Source organism: Streptomyces sp. NBC_01450 (genome assembly GCF_036227505.1).
Classification (GTDB): domain Bacteria; phylum Actinomycetota; class Actinomycetes; order Streptomycetales; family Streptomycetaceae; genus Streptomyces.
This window is the reverse complement of sequence record NZ_CP109480.1, coordinates 9,104,716-9,120,540: the sequence shown is the minus strand read 5'-3', so window position 1 is coordinate 9,120,540 and position 15,825 is coordinate 9,104,716. Positions and strand designations below refer to the sequence as shown.

The window sequence follows — 15,825 nt, the reverse complement described above, 5'->3', positions numbered from 1 at the left end:
CTCAGCCGATGCTCTCCCCCGCCGCCCGCAGCGCCCCCACCGCCGCTCTGATCGACGGGCGGCGGTCGGCGTCGGCGCGCCAGATCACGTAGACATGCCGCCTGACGGCCTGCCGCAGCGGCACCGTGACGACCCCCTCGGGCATCGGATGGCGTCCGAGCAGCGGCGCGATGCAGACACCGAGCCCCGCGGCGACCAGGCCCAGCTGTGTGTGCGTTTCGCCGGCACGATGGCCGATGTGCGGCTCGACGCCCCGGGAGCGCAACGTGAACATCAGCCACTCGTGGCAGAACTCACCCTCGCCCCAGGTGATCCACTCGTCGTCGGCGAAGTCGCCGAGGTCGACCTCCGCGCGGTCCGCGAGCCGGTGGCCGACCGGTATCGCCACATCGGCCGGGTCGTCGAGGATCGGGGCCTTGACCAGACCGTCGGGCAACGGCATCGGCTTGTTGTACCAGTCGAGCACCACCGCCAGATCGAGGTCGCCCCGGATCACCCCGGCGACCCCGGCCTCGGGCTCCAGCTCGCTGGAGCGCACCCGCAGCCCCGGGTGGTCGGCGCGCAGCGTGGCGAGCGCGGTGGGGAACAGCCCGCGTGCGGCGGTCGGAAAGGCGGAGAGCCGCAGCTCGCCGACGACCTGACCGCGCTGGGCCTCCAGGTCGGACTGGGCGAGCTCGACCTGTGACAGGATGCGCGCGGCATGGTCGGCGAGCAGCCGTCCGGCGTCCGTGAGACGCACCCCGCGGCCGTTCTTGGCGAGCAGCTGCTGCCCCACCTCGCGCTCCAGCTTGGACATCTGCTGGGAGACGGCCGACGTCGTGACATGCAGCCCCTCGGCCGCGCCGCTCACCGAGCCGTGCCGTGCGAGGGCGTCGAGGGTGCGCAGGCGCTCCAGATTCAACATGTAAGCAATGCTACGAGATACCACTCGAACAATCTCGCTTGTCCTACGGGATCGTCTGCTTCATCGTTACGTCCATGAGCGCCGTGACCACTCCCCGAACCGACACCCCGACCGCCACGACCCCCCGCCGTCGCACCGCCCTCGGCTGGCGGATCCGCTTCGGCGTCCTCTCACTGATATGGGGTTTCAGCTTCCTGCTCATCAAGGTCGGGACGCAGGGCTACGCGCCGTTCCAGGTCACCTTCGGACGGCTGCTGTTCGGGACGGCGGTGCTCGCGGCGGCGATGGCGGTGAAGCGGGAGCGGCTGCCGCGCGGGGCCCGCACCTGGGGTCATCTCGCGGTCGCGGCCTTCCTGCTCAACGCACTGCCGTTCTCGCTCTTCGCCTACTCCGAGCTGACGATCCCGTCCACGCTGGCGGGCATCTGCAACGCGACCTCACCCCTGTGGGGCATGGCCCTGTCCCTGGTCGCCCTCTCCGAGGACCGTCCGACCCGGCGCAGGGTCGCCGGTCTGGGCATCGGCTTCCTCGGCGTCCTGACGGTCCTCGGCGTCTGGCAGGGCTTCCACGGCCTGGACGCCACGGGTACGGCGATGGCCCTGCTGGCGTCGCTGAGCTACCCGATCGGCTGGATCTACGTCCGCCGCACCCTGGCCGGCACCGGCCACTCGCATCTGTCGATGACCGGCGCCCAACTGCTGCTCGCCACCGCCCAACTGGCCTTTGTCACCCCGCTGTTCACCACACTGCCGAGCCGCTTCCCGGTCGTCCCGCTGCTCGCGATCGCCACCCTGGGAGCCCTCGGCACGGGCCTGGCCATGCTCATCCAGTACGGCATCGTCGCCGAGGTCGGTCCGACGACGGCCCAGATGGTCACGTACTTCATCCCGGTGATAGCCACCGCCGCGGGCGTCGCGATCCTCGGCGAGTCGCTGAGCTGGTCGACGCCGGTCGGCGCGGTGATCGTCCTCGCCGGCGCGGCACTCACCCAGGCGCGGCCGCGCCGCTGACCGCGCCGTCGACGTGTACGGACCGCCTCACGCGTAACCGCGCACGGGCGCGGGGCCGACCGCGGAGGCGATGGCGTCCGCCAGTGGTTCGATGTCGTCCGGAGCCAGGATCGAGACGGTGATCCGGATGCCGGGCGGCGCGCTCATCCGGAAGCGCGCCCCGGGCGCGACCGCCCAGCCGGCGTGCAGCAACCGCGCGACCGCCCCCGTCTCGTCCGGGACGGGGATCCACACGTTCATCCCGCTGCGCCCGTACGCCTCGATGCCACGCTCCTTCAGGGCGTCGATCAGCGCGTCCCGGCGCCACCCGTACGCCGCCGCCACGGCCCGTACGTCCACCGCGCCGTTCGCCCACAGGTGTACGACCGCCCGTTGCAGCAGATGGCTCACCCAGCCGGGCCCCAGCCGCTGCCGCCCGTGCACCCGGTCCATGGTGACGGGGTCCCCGGTGAGGACGGCGAGCCGCAGGTCGGGGCCGTAGGCCTTGGCTGCGGAGCGTACGAAGACCCAGCTGCGGGTCACCCCGGCCAGAGGGTGCAGCGGCAGGTCGACGATCCGGTGCCCGTGGTCGTCCTCGACGAGCAGGACCTCCGGGTGCTCCTTCAGCACCGAACGCAGGGCACGCGCGCGTGGAGCGCTGACCACGGCGCCGGTCGGGTTCTGCGCCCGGTCCGTGACGATCAGGGCGCGGGCACCAGCCACCAGGGCGTGTCGTACGTCGTCGGGGACCGGGCCCTCGTCGTCGACACGCACCGGGACCGTGCGCAGCCCGAGCGCCGGGGCGAGGTCGAACACGCTGCCCCAGCCGGGATCCTCGACGGCGACCGTGTCCCCGGGCTTGAGATGGGCCGCCAGCACACGCTCGATCGCGTCGAGCGATCCGGAGGTGACGACGACCGGCCCGTCGGGCACGCCGTCCGCGTCGAGATCGGCGCGCGCGAGCCGCTCGAGCTCCGCATCGACCGCCGCCTCCCCGTACATCACGGGATCCCGGTCCGACTGCCCCGCCGCCGCCGCGAACGCCTCGGCGAGACCTGGCAGCAGTGCTCGGTCGGGGTTGCCGTCAGCCACGTCGCGCACACCTTCCGGCACCTCGACCCGGATGTACTCGCGTCCCGTCGTGACGGGCTTCGAGCGGATCCGGCTGCCCCGGCGCCCCGCGGTCTCGATCACCCCGCGTTCGCGCAGTGTGCGATAGGCGGCGGCGACGGTATTGGGATTCACCCCTAGCTGCTCCGCCAACTCCCGCATGGGCGGCAGCAGTTGCCCCGGTTCGAGCTCCCCGCTGCCCACCGCGCGCTCGACGCTCGCGGAAATGTCCGCTGCGCGCCGCCCTTCGATCCGATACTCTCCTAGCACAAACCAGATTATGCACTAGTACAATGGAGAGCGCAATGCCGGAGACGAGCACCCAGCCCGGGTCGACGCGGCCCACCGCCTACACCCCGACCGACCGCACCGTCCCCACCCGTTCCAAGGAGCGCGCCGCGTACGACCACGAGCTGGTCCACGCGATTCTCGACGAGGGGTACGTCTGCCACCTCGGCTTCGTCCGGGACGGTGCCCCGGTCGTGCTTCCCACCCTCTACGGGCGGGTCGGCGAGCGCCTCTACGTGCACGGCTCGACGGGTTCGCGCCCGCTGCGGATGACCGGGCAGGCCGACCCGGGGCTGCCCGTCTGCCTGACCGTGACCCATGTCGACGGTCTGGTCCTGGCCCGCTCCGCCTTCCACCACTCGATGAACTACCGCTCCGTGGTGGTGCACGGCATCGCCCACCAGGTGACGGACCCGGACGAGAAGCGTGCGGCCCTGGACGCGCTGGTCGACCAGGTCGTCCCCGGCCGTTCGTACGACTCGCGCCCCGCCAACGCCAAGGAGCTCGCCGCCACCGCCGTCATCCGCCTCGACCTGAACGAGGTCTCCGCGAAGCTGCGCACCGGCGGCCCGAACGACGACGCCGAGGACCTCTCCCTCCCCCACTGGACCGGGGTCGTCCCCCTCACCAAGGGACACGGCACCCCGATCCCCGCCGACGACCTGGCCCCGGGCATCGAGCTGCCCGACTACCTCTCGGCCCTGTGACGGCGAGGCACCGGGCGGGATCACCCCCGGTGCCTCACTCCTCACGCCTCAGACTTCACGCCTCAGACGAGCGCCCGTTCCTCCTCGGGCACCCTCCGGGTATCCCCCCGGACGCTCCTCGCCTCGGCCACCGCAAGCCCCGCGACCGAACCCAGCATCAGCAGGGTGCCCGCGAGCGTCGCCACGGTCAGCCGTTCGCCGAGCAGACCGACAGCCAGCACGGCCGCGCTCACCGGCTCCAGGAGCATGATCACGGAGACGGTCGCGGACCGGACGACCGCGGCGCCCGCGAAGAACAGGGCGTAGGCCAGAGCCGTGGGGACGGCGGCGATGTAGACCAGCAGGGCCAGCACGTGGGCCGGTCGGGCGGCGTGCGGGACCAGTCCCTCGGCCAGACCGAGCGGCAGCAGGCAGACAGTGGTGACGGCGAACGTCCACACCGTCGTGCCGGAGCCGTCGACGCGGCCGTCACGTCCCCACCACCGGGTGAGCAGCGTCATCGTGGAGTATCCGGCGGCGGACACGACCGCGAGGGCGACGCCCCAGGGGCGCACCGTGGTACCTCCGCCACCCAGCACCAGCACCCCGAGCCCGCCGAGAGCCCCGGCGACGGCGACGCTGCCGCCGCGCCCGAGCTTCTCTCCCAGGGTCAGTCGCGCGCCGAGGGCGATGAGTACGGGCCCGGCGCCCAGGGTGACGACGGTCGCCACCGCGAGTCCGGTGGCCTCGACTGCGGCGAAGTAGGCGGTCTGGAAGACGGCGAGCCCAAGGCCCGTGACACCGATCCGCAGGGCCTTGCGGCCGAACGGCTCCCTGGCGGGCGCGGACACGACCGGTCGGCGCCGCACCCGTCGAACGGCGAGCAGCAGCACGAGTCCGCCCGCGCAGCGCCAGAAGGAGAGGGCGATCGGCCCCATGTCACTGGCCCGGTAGACCAGTGACGCGGCCGCGCCCGCGGTGCCCCAGGCGGCACCGGCGACGATCAGATAGAGGAGGCCTCGCCCGATGGGCAGGCCGGAAGCAGCATGCGACACGTGTTTCTCTCCGCTGATGCGCGCGACCGCACACAAGGCGGCCGCGCGGAAGTTCGGGAAGGACCACGTCGCAGCCCATGCCGAAGAGGCAAGGGCGTACGGAAAGGTCCTCGGACTTCTTCTGCGGGCAGCACCGTTCCACCCGGCACCGGGCCGGGTGGGGATTCCGGAGGACCCGCCTCAGGCGGCCGGAGGCGGCAGAACGAGCGTCGAAGGCATGGTCGGCACCCTAGACGGCGGTCCCGTGAACCGACAAATCCCGTTCGGCATCGCGCCCACCGCCCGCGACCGGCCCGTCCGAGGGCTTCGCGGGCGCCGACGACTGCGCGATGAAGGCGCCGACCAGTACCACCGCACCGCCGACGATCTGCGGCGCCGAGAGATGTTCGCCGAGCAGGACCCAGGCGAGCACGGTCGCGATGACCGCTTCCAGGCAGGCTACGACGCCCGCGACCTGCGGGGAGAGCCTGCGCACGGAGAGCACTCCGGTGACGTACGCGACGACGGTCGCGATCAGCACGATCCAGCCGAGCAGCAGGGAGGCGGCGACGGACGTGCCGTTCATGTCCACGCCACCCCCGAGCACCGACCAGTCCATGGTCCAGGGGCGGGCGACGACCGTCAGCACGAGGGCGCCGACGAGCAGGCCGTACGCGATGACACCGAGCGGGTCCGGCGCCTCCTCGCCCGCGTCGCTGCCCTGGTCGGACAGGACGAAGTAGCCAACCTGGCAGCAGGCGGCGGCCAGCGCGAGCAGCAGCCCGACGGCGTCGAAGCTCAGCCCGGACCACACCTCCACGACACAGGCCAGCCCGCCGACCGCGAGGAGGACCCCGAGGGCCGCGGCGCGTGTCACGGGCCTGCGCTGCACGAACCGCACCCAGCCGAGCACGAGCGCCGGCGCGAGGTACTCGACGAGCAGCGCGACACCGACGGGGATACGCGAGATCGCGGCGAAGTAGCAGGCCTGGACGCCCGCCACGGCGAGCAGCCCGAACCCGACGAGCAGGGCGGGGCGCCGCCGTACGAGAGCGCGGTGACGTACGGCGAGCGGCAGCATCACCAGGGCGGCGCCCGCGACCCGCAGCCACACCACGTGGAGCGGGTCGAGTCCCGCCTCGATCAGCGGCTTCGCCGCGACGCCCGATCCGCCGAAGGAGACCGCCGACGCGAGCGCGAGGCCCAGCCCCACGCCCTTCCCACGGTTGCCCTGACTGCCCTGAGAGGTATGCACCGGCACATGATGACAGGCGACGACATGAGCGTCACCCCCGATGACACCTGTCTCAACGATTGGACCGGCAGCCCGGGTCGCCACCCCCGACATACCTCTCGAAGTCGAGGCCGAACTCCAACTCGAACTCGTCCTCGAACTCGTCCTCGACATCGAAGGCGCTCTCGATGCGCAGCAGCAGTGCCCGTGCGTCCACGCCCGCCCGCCGCAGGACCTCGACGGCTCGCGCCTGCGGATCGGTGACGATCGCGGCGAGCAGATCGAGACCGCGGGCCCGTTCCTCGCCCCGCCGCTCGGCACGCTCCCACGCGCCCTCCAAGGCCCCGGCCGCCACCGGCGACCAGCCCGCCTCGGCCACGACCGGTCGCCCGCCTGCCGCGACCGGAACCGTCCCCGAGTCCTCGACGGCGCTCCGCCAGCGCAGTCCGTAGCCGATGCTGCGCTGCACGAGATAGCCGAGCAGCCGGGCGACCTGCGGGGCTCCGTCGAACACGGCGCCCACCTCGGGGCCGGCCTCCAGCAGTGAGTGCAGCAGATGGGCGGTGTCGATCTGCCGGTCGCCGTCGCGCAACGCCCGCCTGCGCGCGCCGGAGACCACCGAGGCCAGCTCGGCACTGAGCCTGGCATCGAGTTCCGTGCGGTGGGAGCCGCTCTCGGCGGCCGGTTGCTGGGGGATACGCGGTGGCACAGTCCCCACCCCATCAGTCCCCGCGACCCGGGTCATCCTCGGTGGGCAGCATCTTCGGGTCCCACACAGGGTGGGCATCCGTGAGCGTGTTCTCCTCCTCACGGATGACTTCGCACCGTTCCTCCCGCAGAGCGCGCGCCGCCTTGCCTCGCGCCCCGCGCCCAACCGTGCCGCTCCGACGTGGGCCGACTGCAGGCCGACTGCACAATTCCTGACGGTTCATCAGTATTGAATGTTCAGGGGGCTGCGGCTACGTTCCGCGACACCGTAGCTGCGCGGGGCGCAGCGCCCGACACGAAGGGGTGGCCGCATGGCCGAAGTCAGCGCGGAAGCACGCATCGAGGCGCCCGCCGAGAAGGTCTGGGCACAGCTCACGGACTTCTCCTCCTACGGCGAGTGGAACTCGACCCACACCAACTTCCCCAAGGGCGGCCCCGCCTCACTCGAGGTCGGCGGCACCTTTCAGGAGAACATGAAGCTCATGGGGTTCCCGGCCGAGGTCGAGTGGACCATCGAGGAACTGGAGCCCGCCCGCACCCTGGCCATCCGCGGCAAGGGCCCGATGGCGGTGACCGTCGCCACCCGCTACACCCTGACCCCCGACGGCGACGCCACCTCGGTGCGGATCGACGGGGAGTTCACCGGCGCGGCCGTCTCGCTGATGGCGGGCAAGCTCAAGGACTCGGCGACGGCCGCCCTCAACGAGTCGCTGCGCAAGCTGGCCGGACTGGTGACCTGAGTCCCGCACCTGGTCCGAGACCCGCGCCCAGCCCCCGTAGACGGAGAGGCGCCCCGCGGAAACACTTCCACGGGGCGCCGTCAGGTACCACAGCATGCCCGTCAGTCCTCGTCGGCGAGGATCAGGTACAGCTTCTTGCGGGCGTCGTTGATGACCGCCAGCGCCTTGTCGCGCTGCTCCTTGCTGCCGGTCTTCCAGACCTGACCGAAGGCCTCCATGAGGCCGAAGCCGGCCTGCCGGATCTCGTGCAGCGTCTCCCAGTCGACCCCGCGCCCGGCTTCTTCCCACGGAGCGTCGGGGCCCGCCTCGGCCGCGCCGCGGCCTTCGTCGGTGAGCGAGAACAGCTTCTTGCCGCCCTCGGCCGCGCTGGTGATGAGACCCTCGTCCTCCAGCAACTGGAGGGTCGGGTAGACCGAGCCCGGGCTGGGCTTCCATGCCCCGCCGCTGCGCTCGGCGATCTCCTGGATCATCTCGTAGCCGTGCATGGGCCGGTCCTTGAGCAGAGCCAGGATCGACGCGCGTACGTCACCGCGCCGCGCCCTGCCCCTCGGGCCGCCCCGGCCGCCGCGCTGGCCACCCCAGGAGCCCGGCCCGAAGCCGAACCCGGGGCCGCCGCCCGGACCACCCGGCCCGAAGGGCCCGAAAGCCCCACGCCGCCCTTCGAAACGGCCCCGGTCACGCGGACCGGGCCCACCGTGTCGGCCATGCCCACGTTCGAATCCAAATTCCTGTCCTTCGGAACGCATCGCCATCACTCCATCCATTCGTTGATCGGTCGCGATGCGTCAACGATATATCGGCATAGCTCGCCTGACAACCCCCTGAGATCTGGGCAGGTCAGGACGTACGGATCAGAAACCGAGGGGTGACCGGTACGGCGGGGCGTACTCCTTACGGGGCTCCAGACCGGTCCAGATCCCCGGAATTGGCCTTGTCCCGTGGCCCGCTCGGGCCGCTAGCGTCGGAGCATGCGGATTCGAATCGTCGACGCCTTCACCGACCGTCCCTTCACGGGCAACCCGGCCGGGGTCCTCCTCCTCGACCACGACACGTTCCCCGAGGACACCTGGCTCCAGAGCGTCGCCCTGGAGGTCAACCACGCGGAGACGGCGTTCGCGCACCGCCTCCCCGAGGGCGGCGACGCCGACTGGGCGCTGCGCTGGTTCACCCCCGTCGCCGAAGTCGCGATGTGCGGGCACGCGACCCTCGCCACCGCACACGTCCTACGCACCACGGGTGCCCACACGGGACCGGTGCGGTTCGCCACGCTCAGCGGCGTACTCATCGCCACGCCCCACGAGGACGGTTCCCTGACGCTGGACTTCCCCACCGCTCCGCTCACCCCGGTCGAGGTCCCGGACGGCGTCGCCGAGGCCCTGGGCGCCGAGCCGCTCACGACCTTCGACACCGGCCCGAACACCGGCGACCTGCTGATCGAGGTCGCCGACGAGAAGACGGTCCGGGGACTCACGCCCGACCACAAGGCCCTCGCCCGGTACTCGGAGCGCGGCATCATCGCGACCGCCCGCGCCGAAGACCCCGCCCGGGGCTACGACTTCGTCTCGCGCTGCTTCTTCCCGAACATCGGCATCGACGAGGACCCGGTCACGGGCAGCGCCCACACCGCCCTCGCGCCCTACTGGTCCGAGCGCCTCGGCCGCCCCGGCCTCACCGGCCTGCAGGCCTCCCCGCGCTCCGGCCTCGTCCGCACCGAGCTGCGCGGCGACCGTACGCTCCTCACCGGCCACGCGGTCACGGTCATCGAGGGCGAGCTGCTCGCGTAGCGGCACACGAAAGAGGCGTACGAAAGAGACTTACGCACGGAAAGGGGCGTACGGAAAAGGGGCGTACGCGACTTCGTACGCCCCTGTCGGACCCGCTCACGCCGCTCAGGCGGTCGGCAGCCAGCCCACCTTCCCCGCCAGCAGCGCGTATCCCACGAACGCCCCGATATCGAGCAGCGAGTGCGCCACCACGAGCGGTCCGACCCGGCCCCACCGCCGGTACAGGTAGACGAAGACCACGCCCATCACCATGTTCCCGACGAAGCCGCCGATGCCCTGATAGAGGTGGTACGAGCCGCGCAGCGCCGCACTCGCCACCAGCGCGGTCCCCGGCGTCCAGCCCAACTGCCCGAGCCGGCGCAGCAGATACCCGACGACGATGACCTCCTCCAGTACGGCGTTCTGCACGGCCGACAGGATCAGCACCGGGTACTTCCACCACACGTCGGGCAGCGCCTCGGGCACCACGGTCAGGTTGGCGCCGAACCCCCGGGCCGCCAGATAGAAGGCGATGCCCGCGCTGCCGATCACCGCCGCGATCGCGGCCCCCCGCCCAAGGTCGGGCCAGGGCCGCGTACGGTCGAACCCGATCACACGCAGTCCCTTGCCCTCCCTCATGAGCAAGTGCGCCACCAGCGCGACCGGGACCAGGGCCGACGCGATGCCGAACAACTGCCAGGCCAGATCCAGCCAGGGGCGGCCCGGCGCAGCCGAGGCGTTGAGGGTGGCCGCCTGCTCCTTGAGACCCCCCGGTTTGGTGACCGATCCGACAAAGCTGATCAGTGCGGACACTCCGCTCGCCCCGAGCGACAGGCCCAGAACGAGCAGTGTCTCGTCCCGGAAAATCCGCCGCGTCAGCCGCTCCTCGGGGAATGAATCGGCCACCGACCCCGCCTCCACCTGCACTCCCGCCTCCAGTTGAGTAATCCCGCCGCGTCCCCATCTTCGCCCCGCTAGGGTCTCGAAAGAAGTTGCGAAGATCGTGCGCGACAGGCCGTCGGGGGGACGGACGCCTTACAGGGCGTACCTCCCCCCTTGCCTTTCTGCCCCACGGCTGTCTCTACGGCTTTCTCGCGACTCCGGCTCATTCAGGGAGGGCACCACCGTCATGGGACGTCACAGCTTGCCCGACGATTACGGGGCGGGCGCGGCCGACCCCCGTCCACGCGCGCGCCGCCGCACGGTGGCCATCGCGACGGTGCTGGTCCTCACGGTCGCCGCGGGCACGGCGGTCGCGGTCCGCGGTGGTCTGCTCTCCTTCGGTTCGTCCTGCCGGGACAACGCCGTACATCTCACGATCGCCGCGTCCCCGGACGTGGCGCCCGCCCTCAGGGCCGTCGCCGCACACGCCCGCGACCACAACGTCACCTCGGACGGCCACTGCATCGCCGTCACCGTGGAGGCCCGCGAGTCGTACAAGGTCGCCGACGCGCTGAGGTCGAGCGACAAGTCCGACCTCCAGGCGTGGGTGCCGGACTCCACCCTGTGGGTGGACCGGGTCACCGGTGAGAGCAGCGCGACCCGGGTGACCGCGGCGGGCAGCGTCGCGTCCTCGCCGGTCGGCGTCGCGATGGTCCCGTCGGCCGCGAAGTCGCTGGGGTGGCCCGAGAAGACGTACACCTGGACCGAGTTGGCGGGCACCTCGATGCAGGACGACCGGCTGAGGCTCGGTGCGGCCGACCCGGTGCGCAGCGCGACCGGTCTGCTCGCGCTGACCCGGCTCAACACCGCCGCGGCCACCATCAAGGGGGGCGACACCCAGACGGTCGCGATGACGAAGACGCTCTCCCAGCGCACGTCCGACAGCGACAGCCAGGCCCTGGCCTCCCTCCCCCGCGACTCCTCCGGCGCCGAGCAGGGCAACCCGCAGCGCAACCAGGCGCTGATCCTCTCCGAGCAGTCGGCGTTCGCGTACAACTCCTCGGCCGACAGGGGCACCGAACTCGACCTCTTCTACCCCAAGGACGGGTCGCCGCGGCTCGACTACCCGTTCACCCTGGTCGACGAGTCGCGGCTGAGCACCGACACAAGCCGTGCCGCCCTGCGGTTCATGACGCTGCTGGGCGAGTCGGACGGACAGCGGGTCCTGGAACGGTACGGGTTCCGCACCGACGACGAGAAGGTCTCCACCGCGCTGGTCACCGGGGCCGGCGGCCGCGCTCCGCAGCCGTTCGCGCGCGCCGCGCCGGAAGCCGCCTCGCCGAAGGTGGTCGACGAAGCACTCGGCACCTGGACGATCACGGTACAGAGCGCCCGGATCACCACGGTCGTCGACGCCTCCGCGTCCATGGCGCAGCCCGTACCGGGCACCGGCCAGTCCCGTATGGACATCACCAGGGCGTCCCTGCTGCAGGCCCTCGCGACCTTCACACAGGAGGACGAGATCGGGCTGTGGAAGTTCTCGACCCGCCTGGACGGCGACCGCGACTACCGGGTGCTGGCCCCCACGGAACGCCTGGGCGACCGGAAGGGCAACGGCACCCAGCGGGACAGGCTGTCGGCGGCGTTCAGCTCCCTGACTCCCGTCCCGAACGGCGCGACGGGCCTGTACGACACCACACTCGCCGCGTACAAAGCGGCCATCTCCTCTTACGTGAAGGGGAAGTTCAACGCGCTGGTGCTGCTGACCGACGGCGTCAACCAGGACCCGGGAAGCATCTCCCGCTCCGCCCTCGTCACCCAACTGCGGAAACTCACCGACCCGCGGCGCCCGGTACCGCTCATCGCGATCGCCGTGGGTCCGGACGCCGACAAGGCGGAGGTCGAGGAGATCGCCAAGGCGACCGGCGGCTCGGGCCAGCAGGTCAACGACCCCGCGCAGATCCACTCGGTGATCCTCAGGGCGATCGTGGCCGCGGGCAGCAAGACCCAGGGCTGACACCACACCCGCCGAAGGGGCGAGGCGGCGCGAGCGGGGGGCCTTCGGGCACCCGGGGCCCAAGGCCACCCGCTCGCGCCGGTCCGGGCTACGGCTACAGCTACAGCTACAGCTACGGATCAGCCCAGCGGCACCGGCTCCGGCAGCCCCACCGGCCAGGTGTGCACGGGCTCACCGAGGTGCATCAACTCTCCGTAGCGCCGGGTGGTCGCGGCCAGCGCGGCGCCCCTCCCGAGCCCCTTCTCCAGCGCCTGGTGGAAGGTGGCCGCCTGCCAGGTGGCCCCGTTGGCACGCAACCGGCACCGGTCCTCGATCACGCCCAGGTAGTAGTCCCGGTCGGCGGGCTCGACGCCCCACCCGTCCAGCCCCGCCGCGGCAAGCGGCAACAGTTCGTCGCGGACCAGGTTCACAACCTCGACCTGCGCGGTGGTACCCCCGTACCGGCCCCGCCGCGGCCACTCCAGACGCGCGTCGATGCCATGGCGGCAGGCCGCGTCGAAGTTGGCCGCTGCGGACTCGAACGGCAGCCGTGTCCACACGGGCCGCGCCTCCTCGGCGAGCGCGCGGACGACCCCGTAGTAGAACGCCGCGTTGGCCACGACATCGGTGACACTGGGACCGGCGGGCAGCACCCGGTTCTCCACGCGCAGATGCGGGACCCCGTCGGCGATGTCGTACACGGGCCGGTTCCAGCGGTAGACCGTGCCGTTGTGCAGCACGAGTTCGGCGAGCCTGGGGACGCCTCCGGCGTCGAGGACCGCGAGCGGATCCTCCTCGTCGCTGATGGGCAGCAGAGGCGGGAAGAAACGCAGGTTCTCCTCGAAGAGGTCGTACGCCGAGGAGATCCACCGCTCGCCGAACCAGGTGCGCGGACGCACCCCCTGCGCCTGGAGCTCGGGCGGCCTGGTGTCGGTGGACTGCTGGAACAGCGGCGGCCGCGACTCCCGCCACAGCTCACGGCCGAACAGGAAGGGCGAGTTGGCACCGATCGCCACCTGTACGGCGGCAACGGCCTGCGCCGCGTTCCACACGTCCGCGAAACGCGCCGGCGTGACCTGGAGGTGCAACTGCACGGAGGTGCAGGCGGCCTCGGGCGCGATGGATTTCGACGTACAGACGAGGCGCTCCACCCCGTCGATGTCGAGCACGAAGTCCTCGCCGCGGGCGGCCACGATCTGGTCGTTGAGCAGGGTGTAGCGGTCGACGTCCGAGAGGTTCGAGGAGACCAGGTCGTCACGGTCGAGCGTCGGCAGAATCCCGATCATCATGATTCCCGCGTCGACTTCACCGGCTTTTCGATGGGCATATGCGAGTGAGGTGTGCAGCTCCTCGGCGAGCCGGTCGAATACCCGGCCTGCCAATCGGTGTGGGGCTATGTTGACTTCCAGGTTGAACATGGCAAGTTCTGTTTGAAAGTCTCGGCTCGCAATCCTTTCGAGTACTTGCGCATTCATCATCCTGGGCATGCCGTCGGGCCCGGCGAGATTCAGTTCGATCTCCAGGCCCATGAGATTCTTCGGGCGATCGAACCGCTTCTCCTCCAGCAGCCGCTCCAGCCCCGCCAGACACCGCCGGAGCTTGCCTCGGTAGTGCCGGCGATCGGACAGGTCGTACGACCCTGCCACGACCTTCTCTCCCATCGAAGCGTCCCTCCTCGAATGGGCAGGCCGATCCTCCGGCCCCTGCCGTCCCGGAGGATGATGCCCAGGCAACACGATCGATAACGCCCTGCAGAGCCTCGTCGACCGCTACCCTGGTACCCGTTGTCCGGAGGCACATTCACGGGGCATGAACCAGAGCACAGTTTCAGCCTGACACGATCTCGTGAAAAACGCCGACGAGAATCGGCCGACCGCTCCGGCAGGGAATTCCGAGGTCACCGCCGGGCCCCGACGCAGAACCGGGATGAACCTCTCGTTTCGTCGACCGAATACCGCCTTGCTCTTCATATTCAGGACGGCTAGACGAAACACCATCTGAACACGTGTCGTATAAACTCCGCAAACGAGGCGGAGAGTTGGCGCTCGCGGTCCAAGGTCCTGTCGTCGAAGTGACGTGCGGCAGGCGACATCCTGTCGGCAGATCCAGACCCCTCGCTCCTCCGACCCCGAGAGCTGACAGCGCCGTCCGCCCCCGCCCTCGCGCCACTGTGCCTGTCGAATGAGAGGCGACCCACCATGCCGCTGCATGTCCCCCCGGCTCCCTCGCCCGCCCTGCGCACCGTCCTCACGGCACTCGGTTCCCCCACCGCAGTCCGCGAGGCCCGCACCCCGTCCCTGCGCATGGCCCAGGGACCCGTCACCCCCGAACTCCCGTTGCCCGTACACGTCCTGGACCGCATCGCACCGGCCGGCGCCGCGACCACCCGGCTCGCCGGATGGCGCTTCCTGATCCGCTGCGGCGACCGCTCGGTGGCCGCGGCCGAGACCATGCTCACCCCGGACGGCTGGGCCTTCTCGCACTTCTTCGAAGGCCCCTACATCGCCTCGACCGAGCGCGCCCTGCGCCACGCCGAGAACATGAGCCAGTCGTATCAGCCGCGGCTGCTGTCCGTTCCCGAGCTCTACATGCTCACCCTCTGGCTGCACGGGGACTGCGCCGCGGACGGCGCCACCGGACACCCGGCGGCCACCGATCTCCTGGTGCCACTGGCGCCCGCGCCGCCCGGCATCGCCGCGCACCGCCCGCACCGCGTCGCCGAACTCCTCCCGGTCCTCACGCACCGGCTCACTCCCGCCCCGCTGCTCAGCTCGCCCGCGTAAGCGCCCGCCCGGAGAAGCACATCGAGCGCATCGCCCCGTGCCCCGCCACCGTTGTACCGGTCGCGGGGCACGGGGCCGTTCGAACCCGGAGCCCAGATCCGGAGAACCCCGGGACCCGATCCCGAACCCGGCCGCTCGTTCGGGCCCGACAGCGCTCGTACGAGGGAGAACGCCCCATCCGCCCGACCGGACTAGCCCCATCCGGCCACCGCGAACCCCCCGAAGGGACGGTGCAGTTGGACTGAACCGTCCGCACAGGTGACGCGTCTCCAACCTGTGAGGAGCGCTGCTGCGAAATCCCTGCGGATTGACGCCCGTAGGGCAACACTGGGTTCCAAACACACACCACGGGGGGCGGCCATGAGCACTTCAAGCCGCGGGAAAGACACCACAGCCACCACTCATCTCTCATCCCAGCGAAAGATCCCATCCATGTGCCAGCACCAGCCACCGTGTCCGACAGCCGAATCAGCCGACCGGGAGTCCGCCCGTCTCGTGGCGCACCACCCGGAGCAGGGATGGAGCCTCCTGTGCAACGGCGTTCTGCTCTTCGAGGACACCGGTGAGCTCCTGCCTGACGGCCAGATCATCGCCCCGCACCGCCCCCAGGGCAGCGAGCACGTGATGACCGCCGCCTGAGGCGCACCACCGGGTGGCGGTGACCGCCACCCGGACATGAAGAGGGGCCGGCCCGGAGACGTCATCTCC

The 15,825-nt window shown here is 71.0% G+C and carries 15 protein-coding genes; 7 read left to right on the top strand and 8 right to left on the bottom strand.

The features are described 5' to 3' along the window. Position 1 precedes the first annotated feature (1 nt). Positions 2-904 (bottom strand): LysR family transcriptional regulator, encoded by a 903-nt coding sequence (locus OG568_RS40520; protein WP_329535097.1) that lies wholly within the window; start codon positions 902-904, stop codon positions 2-4. Between the two features lie 74 nt (positions 905-978). Between OG568_RS40520 and OG568_RS40515 the strand changes: the two genes are divergently transcribed. Further along, on the top strand, positions 979-1,914 hold the full coding sequence (locus OG568_RS40515; protein ID WP_329535096.1) for a DMT family transporter: 936 nt from the start codon (positions 979-981) through the stop codon (positions 1,912-1,914). Between the two features lie 27 nt (positions 1,915-1,941). On the opposite strand, the gene OG568_RS40510 is transcribed toward OG568_RS40515, so the two are convergent. Then, positions 1,942-3,273, bottom strand: coding sequence for an aminotransferase class I/II-fold pyridoxal phosphate-dependent enzyme (locus OG568_RS40510; protein WP_329535095.1), 1,332 nt, complete (start codon positions 3,271-3,273; stop codon positions 1,942-1,944). Positions 3,274-3,308: 35 nt separating this feature from the next. Here OG568_RS40510 and OG568_RS40505 point away from each other — a divergent pair, with 35 nt between their 5' ends. Beyond that, a complete protein-coding gene (locus tag OG568_RS40505; protein ID WP_329535094.1) occupies positions 3,309-3,998 on the top strand; it encodes a pyridoxamine 5'-phosphate oxidase family protein in 690 nt (229 codons plus the stop codon). Between the two features lie 62 nt (positions 3,999-4,060). Here OG568_RS40505 and OG568_RS40500 read toward each other — a convergent pair whose 3' ends face one another. The 3 genes from OG568_RS40500 to OG568_RS40490 all read right to left on the bottom strand — a co-directional run bounded on the left by OG568_RS40500 (position 4,061) and on the right by OG568_RS40490 (position 6,990). Then, positions 4,061-5,032: a DMT family transporter gene (locus OG568_RS40500; RefSeq protein WP_329535093.1), complete on the bottom strand. Its 972-nt coding sequence runs from the start codon at positions 5,030-5,032 to the stop codon at positions 4,061-4,063. Positions 5,033-5,261: 229 nt separating this feature from the next. Continuing rightward, the gene (locus OG568_RS40495; protein ID WP_266580896.1) at positions 5,262-6,272 is read right to left on the bottom strand and encodes an EamA family transporter; all 1,011 of its coding nucleotides are present in this window, start codon (positions 6,270-6,272) and stop codon (positions 5,262-5,264) included. Positions 6,273-6,318: 46 nt separating this feature from the next. Continuing rightward, complete coding sequence (locus tag OG568_RS40490; protein WP_443077813.1) at positions 6,319-6,990, bottom strand: Clp protease N-terminal domain-containing protein; 672 nt, start codon at positions 6,988-6,990, stop codon at positions 6,319-6,321. A 274-nt stretch (positions 6,991-7,264) separates the two neighbouring features. On the opposite strand from OG568_RS40490, the gene OG568_RS40485 reads away from it, so the two are divergent. Next, positions 7,265-7,693: a type II toxin-antitoxin system Rv0910 family toxin gene (locus OG568_RS40485; RefSeq protein WP_054229119.1), complete on the top strand. Its 429-nt coding sequence runs from the start codon at positions 7,265-7,267 to the stop codon at positions 7,691-7,693. Positions 7,694-7,794: 101 nt separating this feature from the next. Here OG568_RS40485 and OG568_RS40480 read toward each other — a convergent pair whose 3' ends face one another. Next, positions 7,795-8,439 (bottom strand): PadR family transcriptional regulator, encoded by a 645-nt coding sequence (locus tag OG568_RS40480; protein WP_266580900.1) that lies wholly within the window; start codon positions 8,437-8,439, stop codon positions 7,795-7,797. Positions 8,440-8,661: 222 nt separating this feature from the next. Here OG568_RS40480 and OG568_RS40475 point away from each other — a divergent pair, with 222 nt between their 5' ends. Continuing rightward, a complete protein-coding gene (locus OG568_RS40475; RefSeq protein ID WP_329535091.1) occupies positions 8,662-9,477 on the top strand; it encodes a PhzF family phenazine biosynthesis protein in 816 nt (271 codons plus the stop codon). 105 nt (positions 9,478-9,582) lie between these two features. Here the strand turns inward: OG568_RS40475 and OG568_RS40470 are convergent, their stop codons facing one another. Further along, positions 9,583-10,383 carry a CPBP family intramembrane glutamic endopeptidase gene (locus OG568_RS40470; protein WP_329535090.1) on the bottom strand — a complete coding sequence of 267 codons (801 nt, stop codon included), beginning with the start codon at positions 10,381-10,383 and terminating at the stop codon, positions 9,583-9,585. A gap of 202 nt (positions 10,384-10,585) precedes the next feature. Between OG568_RS40470 and OG568_RS40465 the strand changes: the two genes are divergently transcribed. Beyond that, a complete protein-coding gene (locus OG568_RS40465) occupies positions 10,586-12,355 on the top strand; it encodes a substrate-binding and VWA domain-containing protein (protein ID WP_329535089.1) in 1,770 nt (589 codons plus the stop codon). A 119-nt stretch (positions 12,356-12,474) separates the two neighbouring features. Here OG568_RS40465 and OG568_RS40460 read toward each other — a convergent pair whose 3' ends face one another. Then, positions 12,475-13,995 carry a glutamate-cysteine ligase family protein gene (locus OG568_RS40460; protein WP_266580906.1) on the bottom strand — a complete coding sequence of 507 codons (1,521 nt, stop codon included), beginning with the start codon at positions 13,993-13,995 and terminating at the stop codon, positions 12,475-12,477. A gap of 537 nt (positions 13,996-14,532) precedes the next feature. Here OG568_RS40460 and OG568_RS40455 point away from each other — a divergent pair. Both OG568_RS40455 and OG568_RS40450 read left to right on the top strand, forming a co-directional pair. Then, positions 14,533-15,117, top strand: a complete 585-nt coding sequence (locus tag OG568_RS40455) for a hypothetical protein (protein WP_266622951.1) — start codon at positions 14,533-14,535, stop codon at positions 15,115-15,117. Between the two features lie 432 nt (positions 15,118-15,549). Next, positions 15,550-15,756 (top strand): DUF5999 family protein, encoded by a 207-nt coding sequence (locus OG568_RS40450; RefSeq protein ID WP_054229126.1) that lies wholly within the window; start codon positions 15,550-15,552, stop codon positions 15,754-15,756. The last annotated feature ends 69 nt before the right edge of the window (positions 15,757-15,825 follow it).